Origin of the sequence: Enterobacter sp. BRE11 (genome assembly GCF_031844285.1) — a bacterium.
Lineage (GTDB): Bacteria > Pseudomonadota > Gammaproteobacteria > Enterobacterales > Enterobacteriaceae > Pantoea.
Genome location: NZ_JAUZUX010000008.1, coordinates 58,923 through 77,550, shown reverse-complemented (window position 1 = coordinate 77,550; position 18,628 = coordinate 58,923). Strand labels below are relative to the sequence as shown.

Sequence of the window (18,628 nt, the reverse complement as noted above, 5' to 3'; positions counted from 1 at the left end):
CCGTCAGGTTTTCGCCCTGAGCCACTCGGTCACCAGCATCGGCCAGCTGGCAAGGGGCAGATCCGCCACGCCGCGGATGCCAAATCCGTGGCCGCCTTTCTGATAAAAATGCAGCTCTGCGGGCACTTTGTGTTCGCGGAGCGCGCTGAAAAACGCCATGCTGTGGTTTACCGAGACCGTTTCATCATCCGCCGCGTGAATAAGCAGCGTCGGTGGCGTCTGCGCGTGCACGCGCGTCTCCAGCGAATAGGCTTCGATGGTTTTCGCGTCGGGCCAGGCGCCGAGCAGGCGCGTGCGTGAGCCCTCATGCGCCACGCCGTCGCGCATGCTGATCACCGGATAGACCAGCACCATCGCATCGGGACGCGGCGAGAAGCTGTCTGCGGCGTCCTGCACCGGATAGATTTTTTCGGCGAAGCGCGTCCCCAGGCTGGCGGCAACGTGCCCACCCGCCGAGAAGCCCGTCATCACAATATATTTGCCGTTCAGGCCGCGCTGGGCGCGATCGCGCAGCACGCGTACCGCACGCTGTGCGTCGGCCAGCGGCGCGTCGGCGCCTTCGTGATGGCCGTCGTAGGGCAGGCGATAGGTCATCACCGCCAGGGTGTAACCCATCGCGGTGAAGAAGGTTGCCAGCGCGCTGCCTTCGCGGTCGATCAAAACGCGCTGGTAGCCACCGCCCGGCGCCACCAGCAGCGTGATGCCGTTGGACTCTTCGGGATGCCAGATAGCGATCTCCGGGCAGCGCACGCCGGTCGCCGCGCGATCGTAGGGCTCATACTCTTTCGCCAGATCGACGATTTGCGGCTGCGCGCGCGAATCGCTGGCGCCTGGCGCGTCGCCATTGGGCCAGATGTTGATAATTTCTGTGTGCATAAAACGGTCCTGGTGCGAGGAGTGTTGTGATTTTTTTATCGCGGCCGACGAAACAGCGTCCTGCTGTTGTTGAGGAAAAGATGGTCTTTTTTGCAGCGGTCGTCCATCCGAAAACGACCTTGAGCGGCGGATTCAGACTATGCCTGGAGTCAAGAGCAGGCGGGGTTTCAGGCGTAAAAAGCGGCCTGTCGCGCGGGTGGAAATCAGTGCCAGAATTAATTTTTATCTTAACGGCAACAGGCCGTCAGCTCTCTGTCGCTAAGACAAATTTAAGGCGGTTTCGTCCGGGCATTCGCCGGGCAGGGATCGCTCGCCCCGCAAAGCGGGGCGGACGTTATGCCGGCATCGCCGCCAGCGGAATAATCGCGCCGCGATGCTGGATCACCGTGCTGGCGGTCAGGTGGCCGCGCTCGGCGGCGGCCTGCGGCGAGCCGCCCGTCAGGCGCTGCGACAGATAGCCCGCGCTGAAAGAGTCGCCTGCCGCAGTGGTGTCGATGATGCGCGACGCATCAAGACGCACTGCTGGCACGTCAATCAGCGCGTCGTCGCCGGTCGCCACCAGACAGGAGTCTGCGCCGCGTTTAATCACGATTTCGCTGGCGCCTGCGGCGCGCGTGCGCTCAATCACTGCGCTTAGGGGATGCTCGCCCCACAGCAGATCTTCGTCATCCAGCGTTAAAAAAGCGATATCGGTACGCTGCAGCATGGCGCTATAGGCCTGCTGCGCGCTCGCTTTGTCCGCCCACAGGCGCGGACGATAATTATTGTCGAAAATCACCTGGCCGCCGTTGGCGCGGCAGCGATCCAGCAGCGCCATCAGCTTTTCGCGACTGTTGTCCGACAGGATCGCCAGCGAAATGCCGCTCAGGTAGAGGTAGTCGTAATGCGTCAGCTCGTCGACGATAGCGGCAGATTGTGGAGCGTCAAGCCAGTAGCGGGCGGCGGCGTCGCTGCGCCAGTACCAGAAGGTGCGCTCGCCTTTGTCGTCGGTTTCGATGACATACAGGCCGGGCATTTTATTCTCCAGGCGCTGGATCAGACGGGTTTCGACCTTCTCCTGCTGCCAGGCGGCGATCATCTGATCGCTGAAGGAGTCAATGCCGAGCGCCGTCACATAGTCGACGCTGAGCTGCGCTTGATCGACCTGGCGCGCCAGATAGACCGCCGTGTTCAGCGTATCGCCGCCGAAGCCGCGTTTAATGCTCTCACCCTTCTCGGACAGCTCAATCATGCACTCACCGATAATGGCTATTTTTTTATGCGTCATGGTCTTTGGCCTGTAGTGAAATAGTGCCTTAGTCTCGCGTCTGGTATGGCAGACGTCAATGGTTTTTAAAACGGCGTTTTAATTCCACTTAAGGTAAGAAAAGCCTGTCTTCGCGGCGATTTAACGGCCAAAGTCAGGCTTTTTTTCACGATTGCGTCCGACTGGGGTTGGTACACTCTTTAGTCTTATGTGGCCAGCAGGCAGCAGAGAAAGGCGGGCACAGCTGAGACTCGCCGCCGCGCTGGCACATGGCACTTGCCACCAACCAGGAAAAAACCATGGTGATGAAGAATATTAGTCATCGGCTACCTTCTTCAACTGACATCAACCCACGACAGGAAGCGCGTCTCTTCTGGCAGCAATGCCAACGATTCTACACTTTCCAGCCGATATACCAGGTATCGGGCCGGTTGCTGGCAATTGAAATCCTGACCGCGGTCACGCACCCGACGGCGCCGGAAAAGAGGCTCTCGCCGGAGGCCTACTTTGAAGCACTGGCGATTAATCAGCGTCTGCACGTTGTTCATGAGCAGCTGACGCTGCTGAAAGAGTGGCAGCCTTTTTTTTGCGACAACCAGATCGTGGCGTCGGTGAATATCGACGGGCCGACGCTGATGGCGATTCAGCAGCATCCGCCGATCCGACGCCTGATTACCAGACTGCCGTGGGTGCGCTTCGAACTCACCGAACATCACGCGCTGCCGCAGGAAGAGATGATTGCGCAGATGCCGGAGCTGGGCCCGCTGTGGCTGGACGATTTCGGTTCCGGCATGGCCAACTTCTCTGCCCTGACGGAGCTGAAGTATGACTATATCAAGCTGTCGCGCGAGCTCTTTATCCTGCTGCGCCGCACTGAAGAGGGCCGGGCGCTCTTTTCAATGTTGCTGGCGCTGATTAACCGTTACTGCAACGGCGTGATCGTTGAAGGCGTTGAGACCGAAGAGGAGTGGCGTCAGGTCTGCTGCTCGCCCGCAATGGCGGCGCAGGGCTACTTTTTTTCAAGGCCGGTCCCTTTTTCGCAACTTAATCATCTACCGCTTCAGCTTGCCTGATGCCGTTCCACAACCTCTCGACTATCTTTAACGGAGACTGTGGACAGGCAAGGAGGAAGCGAGATGTCGCGCACGGGAAAAGTTGTTAGCTGGATAGTCGGGATTTTTTTGTTGCTGATCGTGGCAGTGGTCATCATTATCGCAACCTTTGACTGGAATCGTCTCAAGCCCACCATCAACCAGAAAGTCTCGACGGAACTCAATCGCCAGTTCGCCATTCGCGGCGATCTGGGCGTCGCCTGGGAACGCAACCGTGATGAGCCGGGCTGGCGAAGCTGGATACCCTGGCCACATGTGCATGCGCAGGACATCATATTAGGCAATCCGCCGGAGATGGCGGAAGTGACGATGGTGCATCTGGCGCGTGTCGACGCCACCCTGTCGCCGCTGGCGCTGCTGCATAAAGAAGTTTATCTGCCGTGGATCAAGCTGCAGCAGCCCGATGCGCGGCTGATTCAGACCGCTGACAAAAAGAACAACTGGACATTCAATCTCGCCGACAGCAAAAATCCTGATGCCAGTGCGGCGCCATCCGCCTGGTCATTCCGCCTCGACAATATTCTGTTCGACCAGGGCCAGCTACGCTACCGCGATGCGGTCAACAAAGCTGACGTGACGGTAAAAATCAATCCGCTCGGCAAGCCGGTGCCTTATGGGCAGATTGCCGGCGGCAGCGACGCGCAGAAAGGCGCAGGCGACTTTGTTTTCGGCTGGGAGGCGCGCGGCACCTATAACAATGAGCAGCTGGAAGGGGAAGGCAAAACCGGCGGCATGCTCTCGCTGCGCAGCAAAAACACGCCGTTCCCGATTCAGGCCGATATACGCAACGGCTCAACGCGCGTGCAGGTTACAGGCGGCATTCAGGATCCGATGAATCTTGGTGGTGTGAACGTGCGGCTACGTTTCTCCGGCGATACCCTTGCCAACCTTTATGGCCTGACCGGCGTGCTCTTGCCCGATACGCCGCCTTATGAAACCGACGGCCATTTGACCGCCCGCTTCACCGGCAAAAAAGGGCCGGAGTACCATTACGAAAACTTCAATGGCCATATCGGCGACAGCGATATTCACGGCACGCTCACCTACACCCAGGGCAAACCCAGACCGGCGCTGGTGGGCGAGCTGAGCTCGAAACAGCTGCGTATGGCGGATCTGGGTCCGCTTATCGGCGTCGATTCCGGCAAGGGCAGTGCGAAAACCGCGCAGGCGAAGGCGAAGCGCGGCGAGAAAACGACACAGCCTGCCGATCGCGTTCTGCCGCATGACACCTTCGACACCAGGAGCTGGGATGTTATGGACGCCGACGTGAAGTTTACCGGCAAGCGCATCGAACATGGCAATTCGCTGCCGCTGAGCGATCTCTACACGCATCTGCAGCTGAAAGGTGGCGATCTGCTGCTCGATCCCCTGCGCTTCGGTATGGCAGGCGGTACGCTGAACAGCACGATTCGCCTCGAAGGAGATAAGTCGCCGATGCGCGGCCGCGCCGATATCCACGCGCGTCGTCTGCATCTGCGCCAGCTCTTCCCTGACGTCGAAGCGATGCAGCGCAGCCTGGGCCAGTTAAACGGCGATGCCAGCTTTACCGGCAGCGGCAACTCGGTGGCGGATCTGCTCGCGACCAGTAATGGCCAGCTGAAGCTGTTGATGAACAATGGCTTAATCAGCCGCAGCCTGATGGAGATCGCTGGGCTGAACGTGGGTAACTATGTGGTCGGCAAGCTGTTTGGCGACGATGAGGTGCGTATCAACTGCGCCGCGACGGATGTGAAGCTGCAAAACGGCGTCGCAACGCCTAACCTGTTCGTGTTTGACACTGAAAATGCGGTCATCAACGTCACCGGCAACGCCAACTTCGCCAGCGAGCGCCTGGATCTCTCGATCAATCCAGAAAGCAAAGGCATCCGTATCGTGACGCTGCGTTCACCGCTTTACGTTCGCGGCACCTTCAAAAATCCTGACGCTGGCGTTAAAGCCGGGCCGCTGCTGGCGCGCGGCGCAGCTGCCGTGGCACTTGGCACCGTGGTCGGCCCTGCCGCCGCGCTGCTGGCGTTGATCAGCCCAAGCGACAACGAGGATAACCAGTGCAGCAATGTGCTGCAGCAGATGAAAAGCAAAAAGTGATCAGCTGCGATAGAGCACTTTGATGATGTGATAGCCAAATGCGGTTTTCACCGGCCCGTACGGTTTTATCAGCGGGCAGGTGAAGACCGCTTTATCGAAGGCCGGCACCATCTGGCCCTGTCGAAACTCGCCTAAATCGCCGCCGTTGCGTCCGGAAGGGCAGGTAGAGTGTTTCTTTGCCAGCTGCTGAAAACTGGCGCCCTTTTCCAGCTTCGCCAGCAGCGCGTTAGCCAGCGCTTCCTCTTTCACCAGGATGTGTAAAGCCGCCGCGGTTTTCGCCATGATAGTCCTCTGATTGTGTATACTGACCGCCCATTATTTCATCCTCCTCTCTTTTTACTGAGCGATTTTTTACTATGCGTTTAAACCCCAGCCAACAACGCGCCGTCGAGTTTGTTACCGGCCCCTGTCTGGTGCTGGCGGGAGCGGGATCGGGCAAAACCCGCGTCATCACCAATAAGATTGCCCATCTGATCCGCGAGTGCGGCTATCAGGCGCGCCATATCGCGGCGGTTACCTTTACCAATAAAGCCTCGCGCGAGATGAAAGAGCGCGTCGCCCAGACGCTGGGGAAAAAAGAGGCGCGCGGTCTGATGATTTCCACTTTCCATACGCTGGGGCTGGAGATCATCAAGCGCGAATACGCCGCGCTGGGCATGAAGTCCAATTTCTCGCTGTTCGATGATACCGACCAGCTGGCGCTGCTGAAAGATTTGACGCAGCCGTGGCTGGAAGAGGACAAGACGCTGCTGCAGCAGCTGATCTCCACCATTTCCAACTGGAAGAACGATTTGATCGATCCGCCGCGCGCCGCCGCGCTGGCGCGCAGCGAGCGCGATAATATCTTCGCCCACTGCTACAGCCTCTACGATCAGCATCTGAAATCGTGCAACGTGCTCGACTTCGACGATTTGATCCTGCTGCCGACGCTGCTGCTGCAGCGCAATCAGGAGGTGCGGGAACGCTGGCAGCAGCGCATTCGCTATCTGCTGGTGGATGAGTACCAGGATACTAACACCAGCCAGTATGAGCTGGTGAAGCTGCTGGTGGGCGCGCGGGCGCGCTTTACCGTGGTCGGCGACGACGACCAGTCGATCTACTCCTGGCGCGGCGCGCGGCCGCAGAATCTGGTGCTGCTGAAAGAGGATTTTCCAGCGCTGGAAGTGATCAAGCTGGAGCAGAATTACCGCTCGTCGCAGCGCATCCTGAAAGCAGCGAATATCCTGATCGCCAATAACCCGCACGTGTTCGAGAAGCGGCTTTTCTCCGAGCTCGGTCTCGGCAGCGAACTCAAAGTGCTGACCGCGAACCATGAGGATCATGAAGCGGAGCGCGTAACGGGCGAGCTGATTGCACACCATTTCATCAATAAAACGCAGTATAAAGATTACGCGATTCTCTATCGCGGCAATCATCAGTCGCGCGTGTTTGAAAAGATGCTGATGCAGAACCGCATTCCCTATCGCATCTCTGGCGGCACCTCATTCTTTTCGCGGCCGGAGATTAAGGATCTCCTTGCCTATCTGCGCGTACTAACCAACCCGGACGACGACAGCGCCTTTTTGCGTATCGTCAACACGCCACGTCGCGAGATTGGCCCGGCGACGCTGCAAAAGCTGGGCGAGTGGGCGAACCTGCGCAACAAAAGCCTGTTCAACGCCAGCTTCGACGTCGGCCTCGGGCAGACGCTAAGCGGGCGCGGCCTGGAACATCTGCAGCGCTTTACCCACTGGCTGCAGGAGATTGTACAGATGACCGAACGCGAGCCGGTCAATGCGGTGCGCGATCTGATCCGCGGCATCGACTATGAAAGCTGGCTGTTCGAAACCTCGGGCAGTCCGAAAGCGGCCGAAATGCGCATGAAGAACGTCAATACGCTGTTTCAGTGGATGACGGAGATGCTTGAGGGCAGCGATATCGATGAGCCGATGACGCTGACGCAGGTGGTCACGCGCTTTACGCTGCGCGACATGATGGAGCGCGGCGAGAGCGATGAAGAGCTCGATCAGGTGCAGCTAATGACGCTGCACGCCTCGAAAGGGCTGGAATTCCCCTACGTTTTCCTGGTCGGCATGGAAGAGGGGCTGCTGCCGCATCAGAGCAGCATCGATGAGAACAACATCGAAGAGGAGCGCCGCCTGGCCTACGTGGGCATTACTCGCGCGCAGAAAGAGCTCACCTTTACGCTCTGCCGCGAGCGTCGCCAGTACGGCGAGCTGGTGCGCCCGGAGCCGAGCCGTTTTCTGCTTGAGCTGCCGCAGGATGATGTCGTTTGGGAAACCGAGCGCAAGGTCGTCAGCGCCGAAGAGCGGATGAAAACCGGGCAAACGCGGGTCGCTGGACTGCGGGCGATGCTGGAGAAGGCGAAAAAGGGCTAAAGGCCCTTTTTCTTTGCGCTGATGCCGATCGGCTTATCAATACTGATGAGGTTGATTTTACCGCGTGCCAGGCGAATAGCTAACGGGCTGGTTGCCTGCGGTAAACGCAATCGCTGCCCTACGAGAGATACGCGCAAAGATTGCGTAGCGACTCGAAAGCAGAGATGGAGAGAAGGCGTTAACGTCCGTTTGCTGTCAGGCGATAGTCAGCAGCCAGTGCACATAGGACTGGTAATGGCTCTCCTGCTCCAGCAGCTCGGCGCGCAGCGGATGCGCTTCCAGCCAGCCTGCCGGCAGCGTGAGATGCAGCGTATCGTCGTCGGCCTGTAAGCGCACCGCAGGCAGCGTATCGTCGCGACGACGGCTGGAAAAGATGATCGCCAGCCGCAGCAGGCGGCACAGACGTTCGGCAAGACGCGGCGGAAGGGCGTTTTGCTGGGTCAACAGCGCTAAGTCGATGCTGCCGCTCTGGTTCTGCAGCAGGCAGGCCAGCAGTTTTTTCTGTGCGGGCGTAAAGCCGGGGAGATCGAGATGGCGCACCAGATAGGCGGCATGCTGCGGTGCCTGGCGGAAATCGACACTAAGGCCAATTTCATGTATCGCGCTGGCGCTGAGCAGCAGCTCGCGGCAGCGCTGATCCAGTTTCCATACCGCGCTCACCTGGCGGAAAAAGACGTCGGCCAGCTGACGCACTCGCGCCGCCTGTTCCACATCGATAGAGAAACGACGCTGGACGTTCTGCAGCGTGCGGCTGCGGATATCGCGATCGACCGGCAGATGCAGCATGCCGTAAACCAGCCCCTCGCGCAGTGCGCCGCCCGCCAGCGTCATGCTCTCAATGCCGAGCTCCTGGAATACCGCAATCAGAATGGAAAGACCGCTGGGGAAAACCAGCGCGCGCTCCAGCGTTAAGCCTTCAATCTCCAGCTCTTCCAGCTTGCCGCACTGAATGGCGCGCTGTTTGAGCTGCTGCAGCTTACTCAGGGTGATGCGCTCATCCATGCCCTGCGCCACCATAATCTCCTGCAGCGCCTGTACGGTGCCGGAGGCGCCGACACAGGCTTTCCAGCCGTGAGCGCGCAGCGGCGAGGCGATAGGACGGATCATGTCGATAGCGGCCTGCTCGGCAGCGTCGAAATTTTCTTTCGCCAGATGACGGTCGCTAAAGAAGCGTTCAAGCCAGGTTACGCAGCCCATAGGCAGGCTATACAGCAGGGAGGCATGCGAGCCGTCGCCGGTGGCCAGCTCGGTGCTGCCGCCGCCGATATCGACCACCAGCCGCTTGTCCGAGCCGCCGGTGGTGTGTGCGACGCCCTGATAAATCAGGCGCGCTTCCTCTTCGCCGCTGATCACGTTAATCGTACAGCCCAGGAGTTGCTGTGCGGTAAACAGGAATTCGCTGGCGTTGGCCGCCAGGCGCAGCGTGGCGGTCGCAACCACGCGGATCTGCTCGGAAGGAATATCCTGCAGCTGTTCGGAGAAGAGCTTCAGACACTCCCAGCCGCGCGTCATCGCCTCGACGGAAAGATGGTTATTTTTGTCCAGGCCAGCAGCCAGACGCACCTTGCGCTTAATGCGCGCAACGGTCTGAATGCTTCCAGAAACTTCGCGCACCACCAGCATATGAAAGCTGTTGGATCCCAGATCAATCGCAGCATAAAGTGACGATGCGCTTAGCATAGTGTGGATTAACCTGAACGTTTACGGTTGTTATTACGCGGCGCTCCACGACGATTCGCGTTATTGCCGCTGCGGCGCGGACCATTGCCCGTGCGAGCGCGTGCCAGGCGCTTCGGCGGCGGCAGGTTATCCATCAGCGCGTCGCTGTTGTACTTGCTCACCGGAATGCTGTGGCCGATGTACTCTTCAATCGCTGGCAGATTCAGCGCGTACTCTTCACAGGCCAGGCTGATAGAGTGTCCGCTGGCACCGGCGCGGCCGGTACGGCCGATGCGGTGAACATAATCTTCGCGATCGTCAGGCAGGTCGTAGTTAAAGACGTGCGTGACCGCAGGAATATGCAGGCCGCGTGCCGCAACGTCGGTTGCCACCAGAATATCAACGTCGCCTTTGGTGAAGTCGTCCAGAATGCGCAGGCGTTTCTTCTGCGGCACGTCGCCGGTCAGCAGGCCGACGCGATGGCCATCCGCCGCCAGATGGCCCCAGATATCTTCGCAGCGATGCTTGGTGTTGGCGAAGACGATAGCGCGATCCGGCCACTCTTCTTCCAGCAGCGTCTGCAGCAGGCGCATTTTTTCTTCGTTCGACGGATAGAAAAGCTCTTCTTTAATACGGTGACCTGTTTTCTGCTCTGGCTCGACCTCAACGTACTCAGCGTTGTTCATGTGTTCGAAAGCCAGTTCGCGCACGCGCCAGGAGAGCGTGGCGGAGAACAGCATGCTCAGGCGCTGCGGCGCAGGCGGCATGCGGCGGAACAGCCAGCGAATATCTTTAATAAAGCCGAGATCGAACATGCGGTCGGCTTCGTCCAGCACCAGTACCTGAATCGCGCCAAGGTTAATGTGGTTCTGCTTCGCGTAATCGATCAGACGGCCGGTGGTGCCAACCAGGATGTCAACGCCGTCGGCCAGCACTTTCAGCTGCTTGTCGTAACCGTCGCCGCCGTAAGCCAAACCCAGCTTCAGCCCGGTGGCCTGCGCCAGCGGTTCGGCGTCGGCATGGATCTGCACCGCCAGTTCGCGCGTCGGCGCCATAATCAACGCGCGCGGCTGATTGATCTGACGGCCTTCCTGGGCAGGGTGAGTGAGAAGATGATGAAACGTTGACGTCAGAAACGCCATCGTTTTGCCGGTACCGGTTTGCGCCTGGCCTGCGACATCACGTCCTGAGAGCGTAAAGGGCAGAGCTAACGCCTGAATAGGCGTGCAGTTATGAAAGCCTTTCTTTTCAAGGGCTTCCACGACCAGAGGGTGCAGGGCGAAGTCGGAAAACTTCTGTTCTGTTAAGTGTGTTTTGCTCATAGTGTGGTAGAATATCAGCTTACTATCGCTTTACGAAAGCGTATCCGATGAAATAAAGTCAACCTTCGTTGGTAAACTTTACGCCAATTCGCCAGGCATAATCTTGTGGAGTAATACATGAGCAGCGATAAAATCGTTCACCTCACCGATGACAGTTTCGATGCAGACGTGCTGAAAGCAGAAGGTGTCACACTGGTAGATTTCTGGGCTGAATGGTGTGGTCCTTGCAAAATGATCGCCCCGATTCTCGATGAAGTTGCCGAAGAGTACGACGGTAAGCTCACCATCGCCAAGCTGAACATTGATGATAACCCGGGCACCGCGCCGAAGTACGGCATCCGCGGCATCCCGACGTTGCTGCTGTTCAAAAACGGTGAAGTCGCCGCGACCAAAGTCGGCGCGCTGTCTAAAAGCCAGCTGAAAGAGTTCCTGAACGCCAACCTGGCATAAGGACGAGAACGTTCGGCGGTGGCGAATTTTCTTCCACTGCTGGACGTTCGCATTTTAGCGTGCTAAGTTACTTTCACTGCATTACGCACTTACCTTGTAGTTTGCATCTTAAAGATTTCCTTTGTTAAACCCTGAAGCACGTTCCGTATACAGCGGTTTAGCAATTCTGACGGTTAGCACCAACTTTGGCATTGCATTTCAACCGTCTCTCTCGCTTCCAGTCGCCATCCCTGACGATGATCGTCGAGAAGAGTTGAAAGCGCCATTAACAGGCATGGAATATTAAGCCATACCATTCACGACCAACATTTCGAGAATTACCCCGAGTTTAAGAACCCATCACTATGAATCTTACCGAATTAAAGAACACGCCGGTTTCTGAGCTGATAACCCTCGGCGAAAATATGGGGCTGGAAAACCTGGCGCGCATGCGCAAACAGGATATTATTTTCGCCATCCTCAAACAGCACGCGAAAAGCGGCGAGGACATCTTCGGTGATGGTGTGCTGGAGATATTGCAGGACGGATTTGGTTTCCTCCGCTCCGCAGACAGCTCTTACCTCGCCGGCCCCGACGACATCTACGTTTCTCCCAGCCAAATTCGCCGTTTTAACCTTCGCACTGGTGACACCATCTCCGGCAAAATCCGTCCGCCGAAAGAGGGCGAGCGCTACTTTGCGCTGCTGAAGGTTAACGAGGTTAACTACGATAAGCCTGAAAACGCGCGTAATAAGATTCTGTTCGAAAACCTGACGCCCCTGCACGCCAACAGCCGTCTGCGCATGGAGCGCGGCAATGGTTCAACGGAAGACCTTACCGCACGCGTGCTGGATCTGGCTTCGCCGATCGGCCGTGGCCAGCGTGGTCTGATCGTTGCGCCGCCGAAAGCGGGTAAAACCATGCTGCTGCAGAATATTGCGCAGAGCATCGCCTACAACCATCCAGACTGCGTGTTGATGGTGCTGCTGATCGACGAACGCCCGGAAGAAGTGACCGAGATGCAGCGTTTGGTCAAAGGCGAAGTTATCGCCTCTACCTTCGACGAACCGGCTTCACGCCACGTTCAGGTGGCTGAAATGGTGATCGAGAAGGCGAAGCGTCTGGTTGAACACAAGAAAGACGTGATCATTCTGCTCGACTCCATCACCCGTCTGGCGCGCGCCTATAACACCGTGGTGCCGGCATCAGGTAAAGTGCTGACCGGTGGTGTTGACGCCAACGCCCTGCATCGTCCGAAGCGCTTCTTTGGCGCCGCGCGTAACGTGGAGGAGGGCGGCAGCCTGACCATCATCGCGACCGCGCTGGTTGATACCGGCTCGAAGATGGATGAAGTGATTTACGAAGAGTTTAAAGGCACCGGTAACATGGAGCTGCACCTCGCACGTAAAATCGCTGAAAAACGCGTCTTCCCGGCGATTGACTACAACCGCTCCGGCACGCGTAAAGAAGAGCTGCTCACTTCTCAGGAAGAGCTGCAGAAGATGTGGATCCTGCGCAAGATTATTCACCCGATGGGCGAAATCGACGCGATGGAATTCCTTATCAACAAGCTGGCGATGACCAAAACCAACGACGAATTCTTCGATATGATGAAGCGCTCGTAATCCCGCGCGGGCTAATCGAGAGGGCTATACCGACTTTTTTAGCCTAAATGCGCAGGAAATCGCCCTGACGCCACGTCTTAACGTGGCGTTTTTTATTTGTGCGCATTAGGATTACCGCTGGCAGGAGCATTTATAATGACTGCGGCGGCAGTGCGCAAAAAATAACCATGCGCGCGTGGTCGGAAGCAGAATTCGGACTCGGGATGAAAGGCAAAAACATGCAGTTTGTTTATCCTGTCCCTGATTTTAGCTGAGAGCGTTAAACGTGAATTTACTCACTATGAGTACTGAGCTGGGCCTTACTTTTCTATTTTCTTTAGTCTTTATCTTTTTTGCGCGCAAAGCGGCTAAAAAAATAGGTCTGGTTGACACGCCTAATTCCCGTAAACGTCATCACGGTGCCATTCCACTGGTCGGCGGCATTTCCGTTTACGCCGGCATCTGCTTTATGTTTCTCATTACTCACTTCTATCTGCCGCACGCCACGCTTTATCTTATTTGCGCTGGCCTGTTGGTGCTGGTCGGCGCACTCGACGATCGTTTCGATATCAGCGTAAAAATCCGCGCCGTAGTGCAGGCCGCAGTAGCGGTGGCGATGATGGTAGGGGCCAAGCTCTATCTGCTCAGCCTCGGCTTTATTATTGGTCCGGTAGAGCTGGTTGTGGGGCCGTTTGGCTACGTGCTGACGCTGTTCGCCGTCTGGGCGGCAATTAACGCCTTTAATATGGTGGACGGCATCGACGGCCTGCTGGGTGGCCTTTCATCGGTCACCTTTGCCGCAATGGGCATTATTCTCTGCTTCGATGGCCAGTACAGTCTGGCCGTCTGGTGCTTCGCCATGATTGCCGCCACCCTGCCTTATATCTTGTTGAATCTTGGTTTTCTCGGCCGCCGCTATAAAGTTTTTATGGGTGATGCCGGCAGCACCATGATTGGCTTCACTATTATCTGGATCCTGCTGGAAACCACGCAGGGATTGAGTCATCCCATTACGCCTGTGACCGCGCTCTGGCTTATCGCCATTCCGCTGATGGATATGGTGGCGATTATGTATCGTCGCCTGCGCAAAGGCATGAGTCCTTTTTCCGCCGACCGGCAGCATATTCACCATTTGATCATGCGCGCCGGCTTCACCTCGCGCCAGGCATTTGTCTTGATCACCGTGGCGGCCGCGATTCTCGCCGGCATCGGCGTGCTTGGCGAGTACCTCGCCTTTATCCCCGAATGGGTGATGCTGGTGCTGTTTATGATGGCGTTTATGTTTTACGGCTACTGCCTGAAACACGCCTGGCGCGTGGCGCGCCTGATCCGTCGTATAAAGCGTCGTCTGAACGCTCACCGCGACGCTAAGAAAAAATTACCCTGATAAGGATTGCCTTGTGATGACCTCTGAGGTTGCAGATAACGAACTGGATATTCGCGGCCTGGGCTGCGCGTTATGGCGCGGCAAGCGCTGGATTATCGGGCTGGCGCTGCTTTTCGCGCTGGTCGCCTGGCTGGCTTCACTGCTGATGAAGCAGGCGTGGAGCACCACGGCGATCACCGATCGTCCTACGGTGAATATGCTCGGCGATTACTACGCGCAGGAGCAGTTTCTGAATAACCTCGACGTGCGCAACAATACGTTCAGTCTGGCGGCGCCTTCGCCGACCATCATGGATGAGGTCTATCAGGAATTTATTATGCAGCTGGGCGCCTGGGATACGCGCCGCGACTTCTGGCAGCAGACGGAATATTACAAGAGCCGCCGCTCAGGCAACGCCCATAACGACGCCGCGCTGCTTGACGATATGGTCGCCAATATCCAGTTTCTGCCCGCCGACGCGGCGCGCAATACGCGCGACAGCGTTAAGCTTATCGCGGAAACCGCAGGGGACGCCAACAACCTGCTGCGTCAGTATATCGCCTTCGCCAGCGAGCGCGCGGCGCGCCACCTTAACGGCGAGCTGAAGGGGGCCTGGCAGGCGCGCAGCGAGCAGCTGCAGGCGCAGGTAAAGCGTCAGGAAGATGTAGCGAACGCCGTTTTCCAGCGACAGCAGCATCGCCTGCAGCAGGCGTTAAAGGTCGCCAGCCAGCAGGGCATTCATGAAAACCGCTCGCGCGACGCGCGCGAACCCATCGCCGACAGCGACCTCTTCCTGCTGGGCGAGCCGCAGCTGCAGGCGCAGCTGGAAACCCTGCAGGCGACCGGACCGAGTTACGATATCAGCTATGATCAAAACAGGGCGATGCTCACCACGCTGAGCGCCGGCCCGACGTTGAACCGCACCTTCCAGACCTATCGCTATCTGCGTACCCCGGAAGAGCCGGTTTCGCGCGACAGCCCGCGTCGCCTCTTTATGATGATTATGTGGGGCGCGTTGGGCGCATTGACGGGCGCAGGCGTGGCGCTGGCGCGTCGTTCCACCGTCAGAGCTGCGAGAGAAACTGCGTGAAAGTGCTAACAGTATTCGGGACTCGCCCGGAGGCGATAAAAATGGCGCCGCTGGTGCAGGCGCTGGCGCACGACCCTGCGTTTGACGCTCGCCTGTGCGTTACCGCGCAGCACCGCGAAATGCTCGACCAGGTGCTGCGCCTCTTTGCGCTGCAGCCAGATTATGACCTGAACGTAATGCGTCCTGAGCAGGGATTAACAGAGATTACCTGCCGCATTTTGCAGGGCATGAAAACCGTGCTGCTCGACTTCAAACCCGACGTGGTGCTGGTGCATGGCGACACGACCACCACGCTCGCCGCCAGCCTGGCGGCATTTTATCAGCAGATCCCGGTCGCCCACGTCGAGGCGGGACTGCGCACCGGCGATTTGACGTCGCCGTGGCCCGAAGAGGGCAACCGCAAGCTGACCGGTCATCTTGCCCGGTTGCACTTTACCCCGACTGAGCGCTCGCGCCAGAATCTGCTGGCGGAAAATTTGCCCGACGCGCGCATCTTCGTCACCGGCAATACGGTGATCGACGCGCTGCTGTGGGTGCGCGATCGGGTTATCGCCGATCCCGGCCTCGACGCGCAGCTCGCCGGCTGCTATCCCTTTCTCGACAGCGAGAAGAAGCTGGTGCTGGTCACCGGCCATCGTCGCGAAAGCTTCGGCGAAGGTTTTGAGCGTATCTGCAGCGCGCTGGCGCGTATCGCCCGTCAGCATCCCGACGCGCAGATCGTCTATCCGGTGCACCTTAACCCCAACGTCAGCGAGCCGGTTAACCGCATCCTCAGCGGCATCGACAATATCGTGCTGATCGAGCCGCAGGAGTATCTGCCTTTCGTCTGGCTGATGAACCGGGCCTGGCTGATCCTCACCGACTCCGGCGGCATTCAGGAAGAAGCGCCCTCGCTGGGCAAACCGGTGCTGGTGATGCGCGACGCGACGGAACGGCCTGAAGCGGTCGACGCTGGCACCGTGAAGCTGGTCGGCACCGACGTAGAGAAAATCGTGGCCGAAGTCGGCCTGCTGTTGACCGACGAATCGGCCTGGCAAACCATGAGCCGCGCGCACAACCCTTATGGCGACGGCAACGCCTGTCAGCGCATTCTGCAAGCCTTAAAAGATACCCGAGTTGACCTATGAGTTTTGACACCATTTCCGTGATTGGACTGGGCTACATTGGGCTGCCGACCGCAGCCGTTTTCGCATCGCAAAAGAAAAAGGTCGTGGGGGTCGATATCAACGCCCACGCGGTAGAGACCATCAATCGCGGGGCGATCCATATCGTCGAGCCTGCGCTGGACAAAGTGGTCCACGACGCCGTGTCCCAGGGCTTTCTGCGCGCCACCACGCAGCCCGAAGCGGCCGACGCCTTCCTGATCGCCGTGCCAACGCCCTTTATGGCGGATCATCAGCCCGATTTGCGCTTTGTAAAGGCGGCGGCGGAATCGATCGCGCCGGTATTGAAAAAGGGCGACCTGGTGATCCTGGAATCCACCTCGCCGGTCGGCACCACGGAGCAGATGGCGGAGTGGCTGGCGGTGACGCGCCCGGATCTGCGTTTCCCGCAGCACGGCGGCACGCCCGATATCTTTATCGCCTACTGTCCGGAGCGGGTATTGCCGGGCAAAATCATGCAGGAGCTGATTCACAACGACCGCGTGATTGGCGGCATGACGCCCGCCTGCTCGGCGCAGGCCAGCGCGCTCTACCGGATTTTTCTGCAGGGCGAATGCGTGGAGACCAACGCGCGCACGGCAGAGCTCTGCAAGCTGACGGAAAACAGCTTCCGCGACGTTAATATCGCTTTCGCCAATGAGCTGTCGCTGATTTGCGCCGATCAGGGGATTAACGTCTGGGAACTGATTGCGCTGGCGAACCGCCATCCGCGCGTCAATATTTTACAGCCGGGGCCTGGCGTCGGCGGGCACTGCATTGCGGTCGATCCCTGGTTTATCGTGGCGCAAAATCCGTCGCTGGCGCGGCTAATCCGCACCGCGCGCGAAGTAAACGACAGCAAGCCGCACTGGGTGCTGAACCAGGTCAAGGCGGCGCTGGCGGACTGTCTGATCCAGAGCGGCAGGCGCGCCGATGAGCTTGTCATCGCCTGCTTCGGGCTGGCGTTTAAGCCCAACATTGACGATCTGCGCGAAAGCCCGGCGATGCAGGTGGCGCAGATGATCGCCGAATGGCATCGCGGCCAGAGCTGGGTGGTAGAGCCGCATATCGCTGCGCTGCCCGCCGCGCTCGCCGACAAGGCTACGCTGGTTTCACGCGAGCAGGCGCTGGCAGAGGCCGACGTGCTGGTGATGCTGGTGGATCACGATCACTTCCGCGCCGTTGACGCGTCGCAGGTTACGCAAAGCTGGATTGTGGATACGCGGGGAGTCTGGCGGTGAAACAGTTCTTAATCACCGGCGGCGCAGGTTTTATCGGCTCGGCGCTGGTACGTTTTCTTATCGAAGAGACGGATCACCGCATCGTTGTGGTCGACAAGCTCAGCTATGCAGGCAATCTCGCCTCGCTGGCGAGCGTGATGCAGGATGCGCGCTTCGCCTTCGAACAGGTGGATATTTGCGATCGCCCGGCGCTGGACGCCGTTTTTGCGCGCTATCAGCCCGACTGCGTTATGCACCTGGCGGCCGAAAGCCACGTTGACCGCTCTATCGACGGCCCGATAGCCTTCGTCGAAACCAATATTGTCGGCACCTATCAACTGCTGGAGGCGGCGCGCAGCTACTGGAGCAAACTTGAAGCAGCGCGGCGCGAAGCGTTTATCTTCCACCATATCTCCACCGACGAAGTGTTTGGCGATCTGCAGGATCCTCAGGCATTTTTTACCGAAACCACGCCCTATGCGCCGAGCAGCCCTTATTCAGCGACCAAGGCCAGCAGCGATCATCTGGTGCGCGCCTGGCTGCGTACCTACGGCCTGCCTGTTATCGTCACCAATTGCTCGAACAATTATGGCCCCTGCCATTTCCCGGAAAAGCTTATCCCGCTCACCATCATCAATGCGCTGGCGGGCAAGCCGCTGCCGGTTTACGGCAATGGCGAGCAGATCCGCGACTGGCTCTATGTCGAGGATCATGCGCGCGCGCTCTATCGCGTGGTGAGCAGCGGTAAGGTCGGCGAAACCTACAATATCGGCGGGCATAATGAGCAGCGCAATATTGAGGTGGTCAACACCATCTGCGATTTGCTGGAGCAAATGGCGCCGGAGCGTAAGGCCGCTGGCCTGGCGCACTACCGCGATTTGATTACGTTTGTGGCGGATCGTCCCGGCCACGATCAGCGCTATGCTATCGACGCCAGCAAAATTGCGCGCGAGCTGGGCTGGACGCCACAGGAAACGTTCGACAGCGGCATGCGCAAAACCGTGCGCTGGTATCTGGAAAATCAGGCATGGTGGCAGGCTATTCTGGATGGCCGCTATCGCGGCGAGCGGCTAGGCCTGGCTGCGTCGCGTTCATGACG

General features: G+C 58.4%; 15 protein-coding genes. 10 read left to right on the top strand and 5 right to left on the bottom strand.

The features are described 5' to 3' along the window. Positions 1–3 precede the first annotated feature (3 nt). Positions 4–876, bottom strand: coding sequence for an alpha/beta hydrolase (locus Q9R34_RS10095; protein WP_434126622.1), 873 nt, complete (start codon positions 874–876; stop codon positions 4–6). A gap of 334 nt (positions 877–1,210) precedes the next feature. Continuing rightward, on the bottom strand, positions 1,211–2,143 hold the full coding sequence (kdgK, locus tag Q9R34_RS10090) for a 2-dehydro-3-deoxygluconokinase (RefSeq protein WP_485893388.1): 933 nt from the start codon (positions 2,141–2,143) through the stop codon (positions 1,211–1,213). Between the two features lie 278 nt (positions 2,144–2,421). Between kdgK and pdeH the strand changes: the two genes are divergently transcribed. Together pdeH and Q9R34_RS10080 are read left to right on the top strand one after the other, a co-directional pair. Further along, on the top strand, positions 2,422–3,195 hold the full coding sequence (gene pdeH / locus Q9R34_RS10085; RefSeq protein WP_434126619.1) for a cyclic-guanylate-specific phosphodiesterase: 774 nt from the start codon (positions 2,422–2,424) through the stop codon (positions 3,193–3,195). 63 nt (positions 3,196–3,258) lie between these two features. After that, a complete protein-coding gene (locus Q9R34_RS10080) occupies positions 3,259–5,319 on the top strand; it encodes an AsmA family protein (RefSeq protein WP_485893386.1) in 2,061 nt (686 codons plus the stop codon). Here Q9R34_RS10080 and ppiC read toward each other — a convergent pair whose 3' ends face one another. Continuing rightward, entirely contained in the window at positions 5,320–5,601 is a 282-nt protein-coding gene (gene ppiC, locus Q9R34_RS10075) for a peptidylprolyl isomerase PpiC (RefSeq protein ID WP_434126615.1), read from the bottom strand. Between the two features lie 74 nt (positions 5,602–5,675). Between ppiC and rep the strand changes: the two genes are divergently transcribed. After that, the gene (rep, locus tag Q9R34_RS10070) at positions 5,676–7,697 is read left to right on the top strand and encodes a DNA helicase Rep (RefSeq protein ID WP_033754526.1); all 2,022 of its coding nucleotides are present in this window, start codon (positions 5,676–5,678) and stop codon (positions 7,695–7,697) included. A gap of 195 nt (positions 7,698–7,892) precedes the next feature. Here rep and gppA read toward each other — a convergent pair whose 3' ends face one another. Both gppA and rhlB read right to left on the bottom strand, forming a co-directional pair. Then, positions 7,893–9,377, bottom strand: a complete 1,485-nt coding sequence (gene gppA / locus Q9R34_RS10065) for a guanosine-5'-triphosphate,3'-diphosphate diphosphatase (RefSeq protein WP_434126611.1) — start codon at positions 9,375–9,377, stop codon at positions 7,893–7,895. Between the two features lie 8 nt (positions 9,378–9,385). Continuing rightward, complete coding sequence (gene rhlB / locus Q9R34_RS10060) at positions 9,386–10,678, bottom strand: ATP-dependent RNA helicase RhlB (RefSeq protein ID WP_434126609.1); 1,293 nt, start codon at positions 10,676–10,678, stop codon at positions 9,386–9,388. 117 nt (positions 10,679–10,795) lie between these two features. On the opposite strand from rhlB, the gene trxA reads away from it, so the two are divergent. The 7 genes from trxA to rfbB all read left to right on the top strand — a co-directional run bounded on the left by trxA (position 10,796) and on the right by rfbB (position 18,626). Continuing rightward, complete coding sequence (gene trxA / locus Q9R34_RS10055) at positions 10,796–11,128, top strand: thioredoxin TrxA (RefSeq protein ID WP_033754540.1); 333 nt, start codon at positions 10,796–10,798, stop codon at positions 11,126–11,128. Between the two features lie 344 nt (positions 11,129–11,472). Further along, entirely contained in the window at positions 11,473–12,732 is a 1,260-nt protein-coding gene (rho, locus tag Q9R34_RS10050) for a transcription termination factor Rho (RefSeq protein WP_033754542.1), read from the top strand. A 280-nt stretch (positions 12,733–13,012) separates the two neighbouring features. Next, the gene (gene wecA / locus Q9R34_RS10045) at positions 13,013–14,098 is read left to right on the top strand and encodes a UDP-N-acetylglucosamine--undecaprenyl-phosphate N-acetylglucosaminephosphotransferase (protein ID WP_434126607.1); all 1,086 of its coding nucleotides are present in this window, start codon (positions 13,013–13,015) and stop codon (positions 14,096–14,098) included. 16 nt (positions 14,099–14,114) lie between these two features. Continuing rightward, a complete protein-coding gene (gene wzzE, locus Q9R34_RS10040; protein ID WP_485893555.1) occupies positions 14,115–15,167 on the top strand; it encodes an ECA polysaccharide chain length modulation protein in 1,053 nt (350 codons plus the stop codon). Further along, positions 15,164–16,294, top strand: a complete 1,131-nt coding sequence (gene wecB / locus Q9R34_RS10035; protein WP_485893382.1) for a non-hydrolyzing UDP-N-acetylglucosamine 2-epimerase — start codon at positions 15,164–15,166, stop codon at positions 16,292–16,294. The genes wzzE and wecB overlap by 4 nt, the downstream gene beginning before the upstream one ends. Beyond that, the gene (gene wecC / locus Q9R34_RS10030; RefSeq protein ID WP_485893380.1) at positions 16,291–17,550 is read left to right on the top strand and encodes a UDP-N-acetyl-D-mannosamine dehydrogenase; all 1,260 of its coding nucleotides are present in this window, start codon (positions 16,291–16,293) and stop codon (positions 17,548–17,550) included. The genes wecB and wecC overlap by 4 nt, the downstream gene beginning before the upstream one ends. Then, a complete protein-coding gene (gene rfbB, locus Q9R34_RS10025; RefSeq protein WP_434126601.1) occupies positions 17,547–18,626 on the top strand; it encodes a dTDP-glucose 4,6-dehydratase in 1,080 nt (359 codons plus the stop codon). The genes wecC and rfbB overlap by 4 nt, the downstream gene beginning before the upstream one ends. Positions 18,627–18,628 lie beyond the last annotated feature (2 nt).

Excerpts from the sequence above, each read along its gene's own strand:
- Q9R34_RS10095 (WP_434126622.1), bottom strand. The coding sequence starts at position 876 with ATGCACACAGAAATTATCAACATCTGGCCCAATGGCGACGCGCCAGGC.
- kdgK (WP_485893388.1), bottom strand. The coding sequence starts at position 2,143 with ATGACGCATAAAAAAATAGCCATTATCGGTGAGTGCATGATTGAGCTG.
- pdeH (WP_434126619.1), top strand. The coding sequence starts at position 2,422 with ATGGTGATGAAGAATATTAGTCATCGGCTACCTTCTTCAACTGACATC.
- Q9R34_RS10080 (WP_485893386.1), top strand. The coding sequence starts at position 3,259 with ATGTCGCGCACGGGAAAAGTTGTTAGCTGGATAGTCGGGATTTTTTTG.
- ppiC (WP_434126615.1), bottom strand. The coding sequence starts at position 5,601 with ATGGCGAAAACCGCGGCGGCTTTACACATCCTGGTGAAAGAGGAAGCG.
- rep (WP_033754526.1), top strand. The coding sequence starts at position 5,676 with ATGCGTTTAAACCCCAGCCAACAACGCGCCGTCGAGTTTGTTACCGGC.
- gppA (WP_434126611.1), bottom strand. The coding sequence starts at position 9,377 with ATGCTAAGCGCATCGTCACTTTATGCTGCGATTGATCTGGGATCCAAC.
- rhlB (WP_434126609.1), bottom strand. The coding sequence starts at position 10,678 with ATGAGCAAAACACACTTAACAGAACAGAAGTTTTCCGACTTCGCCCTG.
- trxA (WP_033754540.1), top strand. The coding sequence starts at position 10,796 with ATGAGCAGCGATAAAATCGTTCACCTCACCGATGACAGTTTCGATGCA.
- rho (WP_033754542.1), top strand. The coding sequence starts at position 11,473 with ATGAATCTTACCGAATTAAAGAACACGCCGGTTTCTGAGCTGATAACC.
- wecA (WP_434126607.1), top strand. The coding sequence starts at position 13,013 with ATGAGTACTGAGCTGGGCCTTACTTTTCTATTTTCTTTAGTCTTTATC.
- wzzE (WP_485893555.1), top strand. The coding sequence starts at position 14,115 with ATGACCTCTGAGGTTGCAGATAACGAACTGGATATTCGCGGCCTGGGC.
- wecC (WP_485893380.1), top strand. The coding sequence starts at position 16,291 with ATGAGTTTTGACACCATTTCCGTGATTGGACTGGGCTACATTGGGCTG.